This window comes from Halomonas sp. Bachu 37 (assembly GCF_039691755.1).
GTDB lineage: Bacteria > Pseudomonadota > Gammaproteobacteria > Pseudomonadales > Halomonadaceae > Vreelandella > Vreelandella kashgarensis.
On the sequence record NZ_CP137552.1, the window covers coordinates 1,121,225 to 1,137,738 of the forward strand.

The following is a 16,514-nucleotide window of genomic DNA, read 5'->3' on the forward strand; positions in this document are numbered from 1 at the left end:
GGTGGTTTCAGGTGATTTGACAGGCTTGCACTTGGGCCAGGATAGTTTGCTGACAGATCGTTTCCCCGCTCTCGGCAATCAGCTCGATACGAGAGTCCTGGCGCCAGCTGGTCGGCCCTAACCGTGCCAATCCTTCGCTCCAATTATAGATCTGCCAACCATCCGCCGTGTGAAGCACGGCCTTGATTCTCCTCACTCCGCTCAACCCGGCAAAATAGTTCACCAGATGGTCTAGATCCCAGTGCAGTGAGCGGTGAAAGCGAATCCCCAGACTGACATGCTCCAGACCTCGTGAAATCTCACAGACGGGATTCTCGGGTGTCGGCTGCACGGCCTCCATCTCGTCGAGCATTATCAAAGGTGCATGGCGATGTTGCGGTGGGATGGAACGAGCGTCTGCATGCCCTGGTCCCGATGGCGGGTATTTCCCACTCGACTGGCTATTCAACAGTAGATGAATGGGCAGTCGCCCGCGGGACGTTTCAGCCACCCATTTACGTCGCGGCCAGAGCTGCTCGAGATATTGCCTGGCCATGGCGAGCTGCTGGTCGGTAGCCATGTCGAACATGGTCAGCACCACGGCATCCGCCATTTCAATCTGGTCGTGGAACGTGGCGCTTTTCTGAGAACGTGCATCGTCCAGACGGCGCGGGTCCATGAGTGCAATGACATCCTGTACATCCAGCACCATGCGGAATGTCTCACCCATCAGCAGTTCCAGCAGACCGGCCGGATGACCCAATCCCGACGGCTCGATAATCAAGCGATCCGGCTGGTGACGCCGGATCACTTCGACCAGGCTCACCTGAAGCACGAAAGCCAACTGGCAGCATAGACAACCGCCTGGAAGCCCCTTGATGACCACGTCGTCGCGATGAACGAACATGGCCTGGTCGATCCCGACCCGACCAAATTCGTTGACTACAATCACCCATTTTTCATGGTCGGGCTTCTGCTCGATCAATTCCTGGATCAGTGTTGTCTTGCCGCTACCCAGAAAGCCGGTGATGATATGAACGGGAAGCATCAACGCCTTTCGATAGAAGCTTCGCTACGCAGATCATCGACCAGGCCCTGGATTATCGCTTGAGCTCTTAGCTGACGGGCCATGCGCGAAACGAAAGATTCCACTTGCTCATCCGGATCACCGACTACCACTTCGTCGAGCGCGATCAGAGCCACACCCTCGGCAGTCGCCACGTGACCATAGCGGGTTTCGCCATCCGCTGGATGAGGCAAGCGAAAGGCAGCGTCGACAATCGCGCGTGCCACTCCGGTTTGCGTATCGCGCCCCACTCTTTCGGCCTGCTGCCATTGCAAATCGAGTAATTCATCTTCATTCAAGCGAGCGATAAGCGCTTCCGCCTGGTCACGCAGCATCGACTCCTCTCGCTGAGCCAGCAAGGAAGCACGAACTTCATCGCGCACTTCATCGAGAGGAGGTAACGCCGCTTCCCGATGTTCCGCTACCCGCAGTACCATGCGGCGGTCTTCGTCGAGCTCGATGACTTCGCTGTTATATCCCTCTTCCAGCACTTCGTCATTGAAGGCGGCATCCATTACTCCGGGTTCGGAAAGTACGCCCTCGCCCTGTGCGTTACGGGACAGCCATTGACTGGTATGCAGCTCCAGTCCGATATCGTCGGCGACACTCGCCAGATCATCAGCGGCAAAACTGTCATCGATCAACTGCTGTACACGCTGATTGAACTCACCATCCACTTCGCTCAATGCGGCAACATTGCGCAGGTCATCTCTCATCTCTTCGAATGACAGACGATCCAGTTCGGTTACTTGCAACAGGTGAAACGCTTCATCCATCTCGACGATATCCGAGGTCTGCCCCTCCTCGAGAGCAAATGCGGCTTCATCGAAGGCTTCGCCAAAGAAGCCTCGCCCTATCACACCAAGATCGCCGCCATTTTCCGCGCTGGTGGTGTCGTCGGAATACATGGCTGCCACATCAGCAAAGCCTTCACCCCGGGACAGCTCCTGCTGCGCCTGCTCGATACGTTCCCGTGCTTCTTCCCGATTCCGTTCGCCGCTGAACTCCACCATGATATGCGCCACGCGACGATCCGCATCTTGCGTCTGCTCACGCCAGGTTTCGCGCAATTGCGCTTCGCTGAGCTCGATATCGTCCGCCATTTCCTGGCGATCGACCACCACATATTCCACACGTACCTGCTCCGGGCGACGATAGCGCTCGCTATGTTCCTCATAGTAGGCTGCAAGGTCGTCTTCGCTGATGCTGGGCTCTTCATCCAGCTCCTCGGGAGTCAGTACTAGATAGCGAAAGCTACGCTGCTGACGCTGCAGCTCGGCGAGCCTCTCTTCTTCCCCTGGCAGGGTAAAATCGCTTGCCGCAAGCCCTTGCTGCAGTTGCTGACGTTTGATATCGACCCGCAGCTCATTGCGAAACGAGAGCGGTGTATAACCGGCACTCGATAACCGGTTACGGAATATCTCGGAAGAGAAACGGCCGTCCTGATCCTGAAATTCCGGCAAACCGACGATCAGTTGGTCCAACTGCTCTTCGGAAACATGAATGCCGCCCTCTTCGGCATATTGCGTCAGCAGGCGCTCGGTAACCAACTCCTCCAGCACCTGATTGCGCAGTTCGCGCTCCTGCTCGGGGGGTACCTGGCCGGAGCGAAGAGCACGCTGCACTTCAAGCTCCACCTCCTGGCGCATGATGGACTCGCCATTAACGCTGGCGACATCATTACTGTCGGTGCCGAACAGGCCGAATAGGGACTCCACACCGAACAGTGCCATGGCTGCGACCACGGCCCCCACGATAATTTTTGCGCCCCAGCTTCTGGAACGGTCTCGAATATCTTGCAGCATGCTTGCCTCGAACGTACGCAACCCGATGTAATAACCTGAGAACAACAGGCCTACAAATAACATGGGCGCACCGCGGAAGCGATGCGCCCATACATGTCATTACCACAAACGCATTTTAGTTGACGGCGTCTTTCAACGCCTTGCCCGCCTTGAAACTAGGCACTTTGGCTGCGCTTATTTCAATTGGCTGTCCGGTTTGCGGGTTGCGTCCCGTACGTGCCGCGCGCTCTTTGATGGTGAAAGTACCAAAGCCCACAAGTGAAACACTCTCGCCTTTTTTGAGGCTGTCGGTGACGGATTCCACCATGGCATCCAGCGCACGGGTAGCCGCTGCTTTGGGTATATCGGCAGATGCAGCAATGGCTTCAATCAGCTCGGACTTGTTCACACTTCACCCCTTGACTGTTTCAATAAATGGCTCTGAACGGCATGATGACCAGACGATGTTGACGATCACAGCATAGCTGTATTTTATAGCAATGCGATGAAACATCTGTCAAGAAAACATGCCGCAGAATGCCCGCCACACAAGGCTTTGGGCTTATAGACTGCTATGAATTAACACAATGGATGTGTAATAAATAGGGCTCAATGAGTACTGGCAATTGCGTTGGATGAATAGGCTTCGTCCGAACGTGGTGCCTCATGACCTTCCATTGGTTTATCCGCTAGTGCCATGGCAAGAACATCATCGATCCAGCGTACGGGATGAATCGACAAGGCATCCTTGATATTGTCCGGAACCTCCTTGAGATCACGGCGGTTTTCCTCAGGCACCAGCACGGTCTTTATACCACCCCGACGCGCCGCCAGCAATTTCTCCTTCAGCCCGCCAATGGGCAAGACTTCACCGCGCAGGTTGACCTCACCTGTCATGGCCACATCGCAACGGACGGCTCTGCCGGTGTAGGCGGAAACCATTGCCGTCACCATCGCTATCCCGGCACTCGGCCCATCCTTCGGCGTCGCTCCTTCCGGTACGTGGATGTGCAGATCTTCCTTCTCGAATCGCTCGGGATCGATACCCAGCTCAAGCGCTCTAGCCCGGACCACGGTATGCGCCGCGCTCACCGACTCCTTCATGACGTCCCCGAGAGACCCGGTCTTGTTGACCCGGCCCTTGCCCGGGGTCACCACCGACTCGATACTCAGCAGCTCACCGCCGACGGATGTCCATGCCAGTCCTGTAACACGACCGACCTGGTCCTCCTGGTCCGCCAATCCATAGCTGTAGCGACGCACCCCTGCATAGGTCTCGATCTGATCGGCACCCAGCAACTGTGGGGGTAGGGCTTTTTTGTCGCGCTCATGCTCCAGCCGTTCGCGCAGTACCTTACGACACACCTTGGCTATCTGGCGCTCCAGCTCGCGCACGCCCGCTTCGCGCGTATAGTAACGAATGAGTTCCAGAATCGCGGCGTCGTCCAGCTCCAGCTCTGCTTCCTTGACCCCATTGGCCTTGCGCTGCTTGGGCAGGAGATAGCGCTTGGCGATCGCCAGCTTTTCATCCTCGGTATAGCCCGGCAGACGAATGATCTCCATCCGATCCAATAACGGGCCCGGGATGTTCATCGAATTGGCGGTACAGATGAACAAGGTTTCCGACAGATCGTAATCCAGCTCGAGGTAATGGTCACTGAAGCTATTGTTCTGTTCGGGGTCCAGCACTTCCAGCAGTGCCGAGGCCGGATCGCCGCGATGATCCATGCCCAGCTTGTCCACTTCGTCGAGCAGGAACAGAGGATTCTTGACGCCGGCACGACTCATTCGCTGCATCAGCTTGCCGGGCAGAGAGCCGATATAAGTTCGCCGGTGTCCGCGGATTTCGGATTCGTCTCGAACACCGCCCAAGGCCAGGCGTACATACTTGCGATTGGTCGCACGCGCCACGGACTGCCCCAGGGATGTCTTGCCCACACCAGGAGGACCGACAAGGCACAGTACCGGCCCCTTGAGCTTGCGTACACGCTTCTGTACCGCCAGGTATTCGAGAATGCGCGACTTGACCTCTTCGAGTCCGTAATGGTCCTCGTCGAGCACCTGCTGGGCTCGAATCAAGTCATGCTTGACTTTAGTGCGCTTTTTCCAGGGTACGGCGATCAGCCAATCAAGATAAGAACGCACCACCGTCGCCTCGGCGGAGTTCGCGGCCATCATCTTCAGCTTGTTGAGCTCTTGAGTCGCTTTTTCGGCCGCCTCGGCGGGCATGCCTGAAGCCTCGATAGCCTGCTCGTACTTCTCCACCTCATTGGGAACATTGTCCAGCTCACCCATCTCTTTCTGAATGGCCTTCATCTGCTCGTTGAGGTAGTACTCGCGCTGGGTCTTTTCCATCTGTTCCTTGACTCGCGAGCGGATACGCTTTTCCACCTGCAGCAAGTCGATCTCGGATTCGATCAATGCCATGAGGTGCTCGATACGATCGCGGACGCGATCCATTTCGAGCAACTCCTGCTTGTCACCGATCTTCAGCGAGAGGTGGGCACAGACGGTATCCACAAGGCGGCTCGGATCTTCGATTCCCGCAAGCGAGTTGAGCACTTCATTGGGGACTTTCTTGGACAGCTTGACGTACTGCTCGAACTGATTGAGCAGTACTCGCACCAGTGCCTCCTGCTCCCGCGCAGTCAAAGGATGACTTTCGCGCGACAGCAGCTGAGCCTGGGTATAACCTTGGTCGTTTTCCTCGATATTCACGACATCGGCGCGGAAAACGCCTTCGATCAATACCTTGACCGTACCATCCGGCAGCTTCAACAGCTGCATGATATCGGCCACGGTACCCATGGCATAAAGATCGGCATTATCCGGCTCATCTTGAGCGGCTTCACGCTGAGCGACAAGCAGGACCCGCTTATCCGCTGCCATGGCCGCCTCAAGGGCCTGTATGGACTTTTCACGCCCCACAAAAAGAGGTATGACCATTTGCGGGTAAACCACAACGTCCCGCAACGGCAAAAGGGGCAGACACTGTGTCTGTTCGGCATTCTGCTGCATCGCAGACGTTCCTCGACAAATCGGAATGATACTTGAGAAAAAGTTAGCCGAGACAATCGCTAACTAGCAACAGGGGGTCGCCTAGGCGACCCCCTGGTATGGCTCAAGCGGTTAAGGCTGGGCCGCACATTCGAATACCGAACTACCCATCGGTACCGTCGACCCGCTCCTCTTCCTGCTGGGTATAGATCAGTATCGGATCGCTTTCACCGGCGATCACCGAAGCTTCGATGACCACTTTGCTGACCCCTTCGAGTGAAGGAATTTCATACATGGTATCCAGCAATACCGACTCCAGGATAGAACGCAACCCACGCGCCCCGGTCTTGCGCTCCATAGCTTTCGCTGCCACGGCACGTAGCGCATCCTCACGGAACTCGAGTGCCACGCCTTCCATCTCGAACAGCTTCACATACTGCTTGATCAGCGAGTTCTTGGGCTGAGTGAGAATTTCAACCAGGGCATCCTCGGTCAATTCGGTAAGCGTCGCGATTACCGGTAAACGTCCGACGAACTCGGGGATGAGGCCGAACTTGACCAGATCCTCGGGCTCCACATCCGCCAGCACTTCGCCTACGCCGCGCGAGGATTCCTTGCTCTTGACGCTTGCATTGAAGCCGATCCCGCCTTTTTCGGCACGATCCCGGATGACTTTTTCCAGCCCTGAAAAGGCACCACCGACGATGAAGAGGATATTGCCGGTATCAACCTGTACGAACTCCTGCTGGGGGTGCTTGCGCCCACCTTGCGGCGGGACGGAAGCCGTCGTGCCCTCGATCAGCTTGAGCAGGGCTTGCTGCACACCCTCACCCGAAACATCACGCGTAATCGATGGGTTATCCGATTTCCGCGATATCTTGTCGATTTCGTCAATGTAGACGATACCGCGTTCGGCTTTCTCGACGTCGTAATCACACTTCTGCAGCAGCTTCTGGATGATATTCTCGACGTCCTCACCGACATACCCCGCCTCGGTCAAGGTCGTGGCATCGGCAATGGTGAAAGGAACGTTCAACAAGCGCGCCATGGTCTCGGCCAGCAGCGTCTTGCCGCTACCGGTAGGGCCAATCAACAGGATATTGGACTTGCTCAACTCGACGTCGCCTTCCCGGACATCGCTACGCAGTCGCTTGTAGTGATTGTAGACCGCGACGGACAACACCATCTTGGCGCGATCCTGCCCAATCACGTAGTCGTCCAGGGTGTAACGTATTTCACGAGGAGTTGGCAGACGCTCATCATCGCTCTCGGCATCGGCTTCGAGAACCTCCTCGCGAATGATGTCATTACAAAGATCGACACACTCATCGCAGATATACACGGACGGACCGGCAATCAACTTACGCACTTCATTCTGGTTCTTGCCGCAGAATGAGCAGTAGAGCAGTTTGCCGCCTTCGTCCTTGCCTTTGCCGTCGGCCATTCGCGTACCTCTATCACTGTGGCGGCTCGCGCCACCGAAAAGCTAGTAAGAAAAGCGAGAACGAATCACGCTATCAGGATGTGGGCCGGTTAGCCAGCACCTGATCGATCAAGCCGTACTCCTTGGCTTGATCGCTACTCATGAAATTATCGCGATCCGTATCACGCGAAACCGTCTCCAGGTCCTGGCCCGTGTGATGCGCCAGGATATGGTTCAGCTTGTCACGTATCCCCAGGATCTCCCGTGTATGGATCTCGATATCCGAGGCCTGACCCTGATAGCCACCCAGCGGCTGATGAATCATCATCCGTGAGTTGGGCAGGCAGAAACGCTTTCCCGCAGCTCCACCCGCAAGGAGCAACGCCCCCATGCTGGCCGCCTGGCCGACACATACGGTGGACACATCAGGCTTGATGAACTGCATGGTGTCGTAAATCGACATGCCGGCCGTTACCGAGCCGCCTGGAGAATTGATATAGAGATGAATGTCCTTATCGGGATTCTCCGACTCCAGGAACAGCAACTGCGCCACGACCAGGTTCGCCATGTAATCTTCTACGGGACCCACCAGGAAGATCACACGCTCTTTGAGCAGGCGTGAGTAGATGTCGTAAGCCCTTTCGCCACGGGCATTCTGCTCGACCACCATTGGCACCAGGCCGCCGGCATTTTGCGTCTCAAACTCACTCATCTAGATGATTCCTTGCGTCCGATAAGGGGGTAGCGTGCCCTTTTGATCGGGATCTTCGGGACACGCCGCGACTGATAATCAGGCGCTTGTCTGCTCGCCTTCTTCAGCAGTCTCTTCATCTTGCTCGGCTTGTTGCTGAGCGGCTGCCAGAGCCTCCTGGTAAGACATGTTGACGTCTTCGACGCTCGCCTGCTCAAGCAGTTTTTCCACTGCTTTCTCTTCGAGGATGGCAGATTTCACCTGGGTCTTGAGCTGCTCGTTACCCATGTAATATTCGACCACTTGCTCAGGCTCTTGATATTGCTCAGCCAGTTCCTGGACCTTGGCCTTGATGGCGTCATCGTCTGCATCAATTTCATTGGTCTTGATGACTTCCGCCAGTAACAGCCCTACCTGGACACGAGCCTTGGCCTGTTCTTCGAACAGTTCGTTGGGCAACTGGCTGACATCGAAGTCTTCACCCAATCCGAACTGCTGGGCTGCCTGGCGCTTCATGCCGTCTGTTTCCTGCTGTACCAGGCTACTCGGCACCGGAATGGGATTAGCTTTCTTCAGAGCTTCGAGCACTTGCTGCTTGACCCGGTTATCAACGGCCTGGGCCGCTTCACGAGTCATGTTCTTGCGGATTTCGACAAGGAATTTTTCCTTGTCGCCATCTTCAACACCGAAGCGCTGGATAAACGCCTCGTCCACTTCGGGAAGCTGCTGTGTGCTTACCTTATGGACCTTGACCTTGAAAATCGCCGCTTTTCCTGCCAAGTGTTCAGCCTGGTAGTCCTCAGGGAAGGTGACAGTAATTTCCTTGTCTTCGCCGGGCTTCGCTCCAATCAGCTGCTCTTCAAAGCCAGGAATAAAGCTGTTGGAACCGAGCACCAGAGAGTGGCCCTCTGCGCTTCCGCCTTCAAACGGCTCGTCATCGATATAGCCCTGGAAATCGATAGTGACCTGGTCCCCGTCCTGAGCGGCCTGATCGACTTCCTGCCACTCTGCGTTCTGCTTGCGCAGAGTCTCTATCATCTCTTCGACATCGCCGTCCTGGATTTCAACCACGGGGCGCTCGACTTGAGTTCCTTCGATGGGCGCCAGCTCGATTTCCGGATAAACCTCCAACGAGGCAACGAATTCCAGATCCTTGCCGGGTTCATTGACTCGAGCTTCGATCTGGGGATAACCAGCCGGATTCAGGCCCTCATCCGTGATTGCCCGCACATAACGCTCGCGCATCACCTCGCCCACGATTTCATTACGCACATCGTGGCCGTAACGCTGACGAACGACCGCCATCGGCACCCTGCCTTGGCGGAAACCATTCATGCGAACGTTTTTCGCGGTATCTTTCAGACGGGCACTGACGGCCTCATCGATCTCAGCTGCCGGGACCTGAACAGTGATCTGGCGTTCAATCTGGGAGGTCGTCTCGACGGAAACTTGCATGAATTGTCCTCTACCGGCTAGGCGTTATGTTAGTTGCGTTGAAATAAGCTCAAGGGAGCAATTTTAAGAACCCTGATGCACGCTGGCAAGCGCCACACTCGCATAGTGGGGGTGAAGCGGGCAATTACAAGGGGGAGAACTCTCCGGCACCGCTCGACAGAAGCTCCACAGGGTTAAGCGAGCAGGACGAAACGGGAGCAAAAGTCCTTGACCAGCTTACTGACAGGCAAAGTAGCAAAGATAAGCTGATGGTAATGACGTTTATGATGACAAGGATAACAGCTGCGATGAAGAATATCGTGAGGCAGAATGGCAATATAACAATCGCCATCAATGGTCGGAGTGAGCCGACAGAAGGGAGACAGATTGGATTAATACAGCTAGACCAGGCAAATGGGGTGGATGATGGGGATCGAACCCACGACCACCGGAGCCACAATCCGGGGCTCTACCACTGAGCTACATCCACCATTGCTTAGGCCAGACACGACGCCTTGCGCCGCTACTACTATTTACTTTTCGTCATTCGATACATGCTGTAAAGAACATGCGACTTAAAGCATCGACAATCGCCATGGGGTGGATGATGGGGATCGAACCCACGACCACCGGAGCCACAATCCGGGGCTCTACCACTGAGCTACATCCACCATAACGAATATCAAATAGCAGTTACCGCTTCGCACATAAAGCTCTTACTACAGCTCAAGCCAATTTCAGGATTGCAAGACAAAACCAGCATCGCACTAAATGATGGCGCGCCCAGCAGGACTTGAACCTGCAACCTACGGCTTAGAAGGCCGTTGCTCTATCCGGTTGAGCTATAGGCGCACTGTATGTCACTGAGCACCTGACCACAACCGAAGCCCAAGAAAACCTTGTAATACAGCTTCCTATCGCCAAACTCGACGTGGTCGGGATGGAGGGATTCGAACCCCCGACATCCTGCTCCCAAAGCAGGCGCGCTACCAGACTGCGCTACATCCCGACTTTCATCCGACTCCGACGTCACCGCATGGCCCGTCTCAAGCGCTGCATATACTACGGATTTTTAAACTCGAGTCAAGCACTGCCCGTTAGCACCCCTTTCTAATTCTGGTTTACCCGAGTTTAGTCCTGGTTTTGCGGACAGAACCATACAGCGCTTTGCGTTGCAGTTGGCACATGCGAAAATCGAATTATTATACGTCATCAAGACGCTACGTTCACTCACGGGGAAGTATCCATGACCGCCCAACTTATCGATGGCAAAGCCATTGCCGCCCAGGTCCGCCAGCAAGTCGCCGAGAAGACCAGATCTCGCCTCTCCGCCGGTCTTAAAGCACCAGGGTTGGCCGTGGTTCTCGTGGGCGGCGACCCGGCCTCGCAAGTCTATGTCAATAACAAGCACCGTGCCTGTGAGCAAGCCGGCATCCACTCTTTTCAACATGCTCTGCCCGAAAGCACCACGCAGCAGGAACTCGAAACCCTCGTCGACAAACTCAACGCCGACCCCAGTGTTGACGGCATTCTGGTTCAGCTCCCTCTGCCACCCCAGATGAATGCCAACCTAATACTGGAGCGAATTCTCCCTCACAAGGATGTCGACGGCTTTCACCCCTATAATCTTGGACGTCTGGCACAACGCATGCCGGCACTGCGTCCGTGTACACCGAAAGGCGTAATGACCTTATTGGAAAAAAGTGGCATCGCGGTACGTGGCCTGGATGCCACAGTGGTAGGTGCTTCGAACATCGTCGGTCGCCCGATGGCGCTGGAGCTCATGCTGGCAGGCTGTACCACTACCGTATGCCATCGTTTCACACGGAATCTGGAAGCCCATGTAAAACGTGCCGAGCTGCTGGTAGTAGCAGTAGGCAAGCCAGGGTTAGTCAAGGGAGAATGGATAAAACCCGGCGCGGTGGTCATTGATGTCGGTATCAACCGCGATGAAGACGGCTCGCTGGTTGGAGACGTGGACTTCGATACAGCATCTCGTCTTGCCAGCTATATCACGCCCGTACCCGGTGGCGTAGGCCCCATGACGGTAGCCACCTTGATGGAAAATACCCTCGAGGCCGCTGAATATCATGACACCATGAGCGTATCGTAACCATGTATGCATCCTTTGCTAGGCTGAACAACGCCTCAGCGGATCCCCATATCAGCCACAGCGAACACCGCTACCTACAAGGAGCACTATCAATGACCAATAAACCCATGAACGTGGAAAGCTTCAACCTCGACCATACCAAGGTCAAGGCGCCTTATGTGCGCCTGGCAGGCATCAAGGTAGGCGACCAGGGAGACGAGATTCACAAGTATGACATGCGCATCTGCCAACCCAACAAGACTCATATGGAGATGCCGGCACTGCACTCGCTCGAACACCTCCTGGCCGAACTATCTCGAAACCATACCGATAAAATCGTCGACATTAGCCCGATGGGTTGCCAGACAGGGTTCTACGTATCGTTGATCAACCATGACGATTATGACGATGTGCTCGATCTTCTCGAGAAAACGCTTAACGACGTGCTGGTGGCCGAAGCCGTGCCTGCATGCAATGAAATGCAGTGCGGCTGGGCGGCGAGCCACAGCCTGGAAGGTGCCAAGTCCATAGCGCGCGATTTCCTGGCGGGACGCAGCGAATGGAAGAATGTATTCGCTTGAGGCACCAGCGCGAAGAAGGAGAAGAACTTGCAGAGCGTGAGGAGAGGAACTTGAAGCGGATCGGTATCATCGGCGCTATGCCGCAGGAAGTACAGCAACTGGCTATCCAGCTGGAAAACGCCCGGACCCATGAGCACGCGGGCTCGGTTTTCCATATTGGCATCCGCTACGGTCTCGAGGTGGTGCTACTGCAATCGGGCATAGGCAAAGTCAACGCAGCGGTGGGTACCGCCCTGCTGCTGGAACGCTACCAACCTGATGTCGTGATCAATACAGGCTCAGCAGGCGGCTTTGCCGATGGCTTGAACATCGGCGATATCATTATTTCCAGTGAAGTACGTCATCATGACGTGGATGCCGTGGCATTCGGTTATGAAATGGGTCAAGTGCCGGGCATGCCCCCAGCCTATCGGGCCTCACCCGAGCTGATGGAAATTGCCCGAAAAGCCATTTCAGCCATGGGTGAGGTTCAAGTGCGCGAAGGCTTGATAGCGACGGGGGACGCTTTCATGTCCGATCCCGCTAAGGTCGCGGCGACACGTGCTCTGTTTCCCGCCATGCTCGCCGTGGAGATGGAAGCGGCGGCTATCGCCCAGACCTGCCATCTGTTTGACTGCCCTTTTGTGGTGATCAGAGCGCTGTCGGATATACCTGGCAGCGGTGAGAATCATCTTTCATTCGATGAGTTCCTGCCCATGGCGGCAGATCACTCCTATCGCATGGTGGACAGAATGTTGCAGCATTTAGGTTCGTCCGGTACGCAAGCCTGATCTTCTGCTTCCTACCCTCGATCTTCCACAACTGGCTCCATCAAGAGTAGAAGCGCTTGCTGCAGCGCTTCTCTCGATCTGTTTCTCCTCGCTTCCTGACGATTGTCCCTGATTTCTACCGATGCCGGAGCTAGGCCTTGCGCTTACTGCGCCCCTTTTCCGGCGAGCTTCCAGGCCAGGGATTGACCGGCTTGTAGTGGGATAATCCGTTGATCGCCAGCGTAGGGATACGCTTCGGGCATCGTCCACTCCTGGCGCCGCAAGGTGATACGGTCAGTGTTGCGCGGTAGTTGGTAGAAGTCCGGTCCGAAGTGACTGGCAAAGCCCTCCAATCGCTCCAGCGCCGCCGCCTCTTCGAAGGCTGCAGCATAGAACTCGATAGCTGCCGGCGCTGAGTAGACCCCGGCACAACCGCAACTGGACTCCTTGTCTCCCTGAGCGTGAGGGGCGCTGTCTGTTCCCAGAAAAAACTTGCCACTGCCGGAAGTGGCGGCTGCCAGCAAGGCTTGACGATGGCGTTCACGCTTCAGGATCGGCAGGCAATAATAATGGGGCTTGATGCCCCCTACCAGCATGTGATTGCGATTGAAGAGCAAGTGATGGGCGGTGATGGTTGCCGCGATATTGTCAGGTGCCTGGGCAACGAATTCCGCTGCCTGGGCCGTGGTGATATGTTCGAAAACCACCTTGAGCCCGGGATGGCGCTCCAGTAGCGGCTTCATGACACGCTCGATGAACACCGCTTCCCTGTCGAAGATATCGATGTCCGAGTCGGTGACTTCTCCATGCACCAACAGCGGCAACCCCAAGCGTGCCATAGCCTTTAGGGCCGCTTCGCAATGGCGCAGGTCGGTCACGCCTGAGTCCGAGTTCGTGGTGGCGCCGGCGGGATACAGCTTTACCGCATGCACGATACCGCTCGCCACAGCTTGCTCGATTTCCTCCGCCGGTGTGGTGTCAGTCAGATAAAGCGTCATCAGGGGCTGGAATTCCGAACCTTGAGGAAGAGCATCGAGGATCCGTTGCCGGTATGCCGCCGCTTGCCTTGTCGTCGTGATGGGTGGCTTGAGATTGGGCATGATGATGGCACGCCCCATCTGAGCGGCGCTATGGCCCACCACGGAGCCGAGGTGCGGGCCGTCACGAAGGTGTAGGTGCCAGTCGTCAGGACGAGTCAGGGTAAGAGAGTCCACGCGATTTCCTGTGCTTGAAGTAGATTTGCCTCGCTAGTATACGCGATAGCGATGGAAGAAAAATCCGCCGTCACTTCGCCCACACCCCGCTTTCTTTGGCGTATCATGCTGGCAAACTCGCCTGTACGGGAAGTAACGTTCTAATGTCCAAGATTCGCCGTTATGCCGACCTGATCGCCAGCATGGAAGGCTTGATGTGGCTGATGCTGGGCTGGTCGATCAGCGTTTCTCTTTATCGAGAAAGTCTAGAACCTACGCTTGCAGCCGGTCTTGCCGTAGGTACCGTGATATTTACCAGTTGGGCGCACCGCCCCTTGCGCTTGACGATGCGTCGCTACCATGTGCGCAAGCGCCGCACCGACATGTGGGTACATGTACTGGCACTGCCCGTCTTGTTGGCCATGGCGATTTATCTGGTGATGGAGGCTCTGCTGGGCAGCGCATGGCTGCAAAAGATGCTACTGATCAATCTCATGGCTTCTGCCGGCTGGCTGGTCTTCGTGCTGACGTTGGCTCTGAAGGGAGTCGCCCACAGCGTCAAGAACTCCGCGACGAAATGAGTATCGTCTGATTTTTATCGTTTGCTCGCCTGGAAATGATATGCCGACAACCGCCCTGCCCCTCCCGCTTTCCACTCCCAACCGCAATCTGGTACGGCTGACTATCGTTCGAGGCATCACCTGGACAGGTTACTTGATCGGGGTGATCGTAGGGGTCGAGTTGCTGGCGTTTCAGTTGCAGGTAGTGACCGTGGTAAGCGTGATAATCACCATGGGACTGCTCAATCTACTGACATGGTGGCGGTTGAGCCAGCCCAGGGCTGTCACCCATGGCGAATACTTGTTGCATCTTCTGGCGGATATTACCGGCCTCACCTTGCTGTTCTATTTTACCGGTGGCTCCACAAATCCCTTCATCACCTATTATCTGGTTCCAGTGACTATCGCCGCGGCAACGCTGCCCTGGCGTCATGCCTGGATCATCGCAGCGTGCGCCATGGCGTCGTACACGCTGCTGATGTTTTTCTACCGGCCCATCCCGCAATTCGGCCACATCCCCATCGACAGGCCTCTAACGCTTCATACCCTGGGCATGTGGATCAACTTCGGGCTTTCCGCCAGTCTCGTCACCTTTTTCATCTACAAGATGGCCCATGCGCTTCGCAATCGCGACCAAGCCCTTTCGCGTACTCGCGAGGCCGCTTTACGCAACGAACAAGTACTTGCCGTCGCGACACAGGCGGCAGGCACGGCTCACGAGCTGGGCACGCCTCTATCCACCATGGCCGTGCTACTCAAGGAGATGGAGCAGGAAACCGACACCGACTCGCCCATAGGCAAGGATGTGGCTCTCTTGCGCCAGCAGGTGGATATTTGCAAGGCTCGCCTGCAGCACCTGGTGGCCAATGCGGATCGGCGGAGGATGGCGGAGCCCGAAGTAATCGATGCCGAAACCTGGCTAGCCGGCGTCGTTCAGCGCTGGCTCGTGTTACGTCCCGATGTAAGTCATCATCTGGAGATAGCGGAGCGTCGCGGGCGCCCTTGGCTGGCAGTCGATGCCACACTCGACCAGGCGCTTACCAACCTGCTCAACAACGCAGCGGATGCAAACCCCGACAGCGTATCCATTCGCCTGGACTGGAACGAAAACAGCATCACTATCGACATTCGCGACCACGGTCCCGGAGTCGCCCTATCCATTGCCGATCAATTGGGTGAAACCTTTGTCTCGACCAAGAGCAAAGGGATGGGGATCGGGCTCTTTCTCACCCACGCCACCATCAATCGATTTGGCGGGGGGGTCAGTCTTTACAACCACCCCGAAGGCGGCACCTTGACCGAGGTCATCCTGCCTCGTCATGCGCCGCATTGAAGCTATCCTGCAAAGTTATGTTTCACTAGGGCGAAATAATTTGTCGCCCCTGGTACACAGCCATCGAGGTCCCCATGCAAAACCTTGAGCAACGACTACTAATCGTCGATGACGATGAAATGTTCTGCCACGTACTTAGCCGTGCCTTGAGTCGTAGAGGCTACGAGGTTCTGGTGGCCCATGATGCCGAACAGGCCATGGTTCTGGCAGCACAGCATGACCCGGTGATGGCCACGCTCGACCTCAAGCTTGAGCACAGTTCGGGGCTGAAGCTATTGCCGGAGTTGCTGGAAGTGGCTCCCCAGTGCCGCATTGTGATTCTGACGGGATACTCGAGCATTGCGACCGCCGTCGAGGCGATCAAGCTGGGAGCGGTGAACTATTTATGCAAACCAGTGGATGCCGATGATGTCCTGGCGGCTTTCGAACGTCAGACAGGCGATCCCGACACCGAGCTTGCGGACAATCCACCATCGATCAACCGTATCACCTGGGAACATATCCAGAAGGTACTACAAGAACACGACGGCAACATTTCTGCTACCGCGCGTGCCTTGGGAATGCACCGTCGTACACTGCAAAGAAAGTTGCAGAAAAGGCCGGTCAAGCGTTGATGCTGCGGTTCCGGTCGC

At 56.0% G+C, this 16,514-nt stretch carries 14 protein-coding genes and 4 tRNA genes; 6 read left to right on the forward strand and 12 right to left on the reverse strand.

What is annotated here, in order from left to right; translation table 11 throughout:
- Positions 1 to 7: 7 nt before the first annotated feature.
- From R5M92_RS05160 to R5M92_RS05210, 11 genes are all read right to left on the reverse strand, one after another.
- Positions 8 to 1,027, reverse strand: a complete 1,020-nt coding sequence (locus tag R5M92_RS05160; protein WP_346798356.1) for a GTP-binding protein — start codon at positions 1,025 to 1,027, stop codon at positions 8 to 10.
- Positions 1,027 to 2,850: a SurA N-terminal domain-containing protein gene (locus R5M92_RS05165; protein WP_346798358.1), complete on the reverse strand. Its 1,824-nt coding sequence runs from the start codon at positions 2,848 to 2,850 to the stop codon at positions 1,027 to 1,029. Before R5M92_RS05165 ends, R5M92_RS05160 begins: the two co-directional genes overlap by 1 nt.
- A gap of 115 nt (positions 2,851 to 2,965) precedes the next feature.
- Positions 2,966 to 3,238: an HU family DNA-binding protein gene (locus R5M92_RS05170; protein ID WP_346798360.1), complete on the reverse strand. Its 273-nt coding sequence runs from the start codon at positions 3,236 to 3,238 to the stop codon at positions 2,966 to 2,968.
- Positions 3,239 to 3,438: 200 nt separating this feature from the next.
- The gene (lon, locus tag R5M92_RS05175) at positions 3,439 to 5,847 is read right to left on the reverse strand and encodes an endopeptidase La (RefSeq protein ID WP_346798362.1); all 2,409 of its coding nucleotides are present in this window, start codon (positions 5,845 to 5,847) and stop codon (positions 3,439 to 3,441) included.
- A gap of 142 nt (positions 5,848 to 5,989) precedes the next feature.
- The gene (gene clpX, locus R5M92_RS05180) at positions 5,990 to 7,270 is read right to left on the reverse strand and encodes an ATP-dependent Clp protease ATP-binding subunit ClpX (protein ID WP_346798363.1); all 1,281 of its coding nucleotides are present in this window, start codon (positions 7,268 to 7,270) and stop codon (positions 5,990 to 5,992) included.
- 73 nt (positions 7,271 to 7,343) lie between these two features.
- The gene (clpP, locus tag R5M92_RS05185; protein ID WP_346798364.1) at positions 7,344 to 7,961 is read right to left on the reverse strand and encodes an ATP-dependent Clp endopeptidase proteolytic subunit ClpP; all 618 of its coding nucleotides are present in this window, start codon (positions 7,959 to 7,961) and stop codon (positions 7,344 to 7,346) included.
- A 78-nt stretch (positions 7,962 to 8,039) separates the two neighbouring features.
- Positions 8,040 to 9,395 carry a trigger factor gene (gene tig, locus R5M92_RS05190; RefSeq protein ID WP_346798366.1) on the reverse strand — a complete coding sequence of 452 codons (1,356 nt, stop codon included), beginning with the start codon at positions 9,393 to 9,395 and terminating at the stop codon, positions 8,040 to 8,042.
- 394 nt (positions 9,396 to 9,789) lie between these two features.
- Positions 9,790 to 9,864: transfer RNA gene (locus R5M92_RS05195), tRNA-His, on the reverse strand.
- A gap of 106 nt (positions 9,865 to 9,970) precedes the next feature.
- Positions 9,971 to 10,045, reverse strand: a tRNA-His gene (locus tag R5M92_RS05200).
- Positions 10,046 to 10,149: 104 nt separating this feature from the next.
- A tRNA-Arg gene (locus tag R5M92_RS05205) sits at positions 10,150 to 10,226 on the reverse strand.
- A gap of 80 nt (positions 10,227 to 10,306) precedes the next feature.
- Positions 10,307 to 10,383: transfer RNA gene (locus R5M92_RS05210), tRNA-Pro, on the reverse strand.
- 237 nt (positions 10,384 to 10,620) lie between these two features.
- On the opposite strand from R5M92_RS05210, the gene folD reads away from it, so the two are divergent.
- The 3 genes from folD to mtnN all read left to right on the forward strand — a co-directional run bounded on the left by folD (position 10,621) and on the right by mtnN (position 12,817).
- On the forward strand, positions 10,621 to 11,487 hold the full coding sequence (gene folD, locus R5M92_RS05215; RefSeq protein WP_346798369.1) for a bifunctional methylenetetrahydrofolate dehydrogenase/methenyltetrahydrofolate cyclohydrolase FolD: 867 nt from the start codon (positions 10,621 to 10,623) through the stop codon (positions 11,485 to 11,487).
- Between the two features lie 92 nt (positions 11,488 to 11,579).
- Entirely contained in the window at positions 11,580 to 12,047 is a 468-nt protein-coding gene (locus R5M92_RS05220) for an S-ribosylhomocysteine lyase (RefSeq protein ID WP_346798370.1), read from the forward strand.
- A 50-nt stretch (positions 12,048 to 12,097) separates the two neighbouring features.
- Positions 12,098 to 12,817 (forward strand): 5'-methylthioadenosine/S-adenosylhomocysteine nucleosidase, encoded by a 720-nt coding sequence (gene mtnN, locus R5M92_RS05225; protein WP_346799253.1) that lies wholly within the window; start codon positions 12,098 to 12,100, stop codon positions 12,815 to 12,817.
- Between the two features lie 143 nt (positions 12,818 to 12,960).
- Here mtnN and pyrC read toward each other — a convergent pair whose 3' ends face one another.
- Positions 12,961 to 14,010 (reverse strand): dihydroorotase, encoded by a 1,050-nt coding sequence (pyrC, locus tag R5M92_RS05230; RefSeq protein ID WP_346798372.1) that lies wholly within the window; start codon positions 14,008 to 14,010, stop codon positions 12,961 to 12,963.
- A gap of 143 nt (positions 14,011 to 14,153) precedes the next feature.
- On the opposite strand from pyrC, the gene R5M92_RS05235 reads away from it, so the two are divergent.
- The 3 genes from R5M92_RS05235 to R5M92_RS05245 all read left to right on the forward strand — a co-directional run bounded on the left by R5M92_RS05235 (position 14,154) and on the right by R5M92_RS05245 (position 16,496).
- Positions 14,154 to 14,570 carry a hypothetical protein gene (locus tag R5M92_RS05235; protein ID WP_346798373.1) on the forward strand — a complete coding sequence of 139 codons (417 nt, stop codon included), beginning with the start codon at positions 14,154 to 14,156 and terminating at the stop codon, positions 14,568 to 14,570.
- A gap of 40 nt (positions 14,571 to 14,610) precedes the next feature.
- Positions 14,611 to 15,882, forward strand: a complete 1,272-nt coding sequence (locus R5M92_RS05240; protein ID WP_346798375.1) for an ATP-binding protein — start codon at positions 14,611 to 14,613, stop codon at positions 15,880 to 15,882.
- A 74-nt stretch (positions 15,883 to 15,956) separates the two neighbouring features.
- Positions 15,957 to 16,496: a response regulator transcription factor gene (locus R5M92_RS05245; protein ID WP_346798376.1), complete on the forward strand. Its 540-nt coding sequence runs from the start codon at positions 15,957 to 15,959 to the stop codon at positions 16,494 to 16,496.
- The last annotated feature ends 18 nt before the right edge of the window (positions 16,497 to 16,514 follow it).

Coding starts and splice junctions, on each gene's coding strand:
- R5M92_RS05160 (WP_346798356.1), bottom strand. CDS start 1,027: ATGCTTCCCGTTCATATCATCACCGGCTTTCTGGGTAGCGGCAAGACA.
- R5M92_RS05165 (WP_346798358.1), bottom strand. CDS start 2,850: ATGCTGCAAGATATTCGAGACCGTTCCAGAAGCTGGGGCGCAAAAATT.
- lon (WP_346798362.1), bottom strand. CDS start 5,847: ATGCAGCAGAATGCCGAACAGACACAGTGTCTGCCCCTTTTGCCGTTG.
- clpX (WP_346798363.1), bottom strand. CDS start 7,270: ATGGCCGACGGCAAAGGCAAGGACGAAGGCGGCAAACTGCTCTACTGC.
- clpP (WP_346798364.1), bottom strand. CDS start 7,961: ATGAGTGAGTTTGAGACGCAAAATGCCGGCGGCCTGGTGCCAATGGTG.
- tig (WP_346798366.1), bottom strand. CDS start 9,395: ATGCAAGTTTCCGTCGAGACGACCTCCCAGATTGAACGCCAGATCACT.
- folD (WP_346798369.1), top strand. CDS start 10,621: ATGACCGCCCAACTTATCGATGGCAAAGCCATTGCCGCCCAGGTCCGC.
- R5M92_RS05220 (WP_346798370.1), top strand. CDS start 11,580: ATGACCAATAAACCCATGAACGTGGAAAGCTTCAACCTCGACCATACC.
- R5M92_RS05235 (WP_346798373.1), top strand. CDS start 14,154: ATGTCCAAGATTCGCCGTTATGCCGACCTGATCGCCAGCATGGAAGGC.
- R5M92_RS05240 (WP_346798375.1), top strand. CDS start 14,611: ATGCCGACAACCGCCCTGCCCCTCCCGCTTTCCACTCCCAACCGCAAT.
- R5M92_RS05245 (WP_346798376.1), top strand. CDS start 15,957: ATGCAAAACCTTGAGCAACGACTACTAATCGTCGATGACGATGAAATG.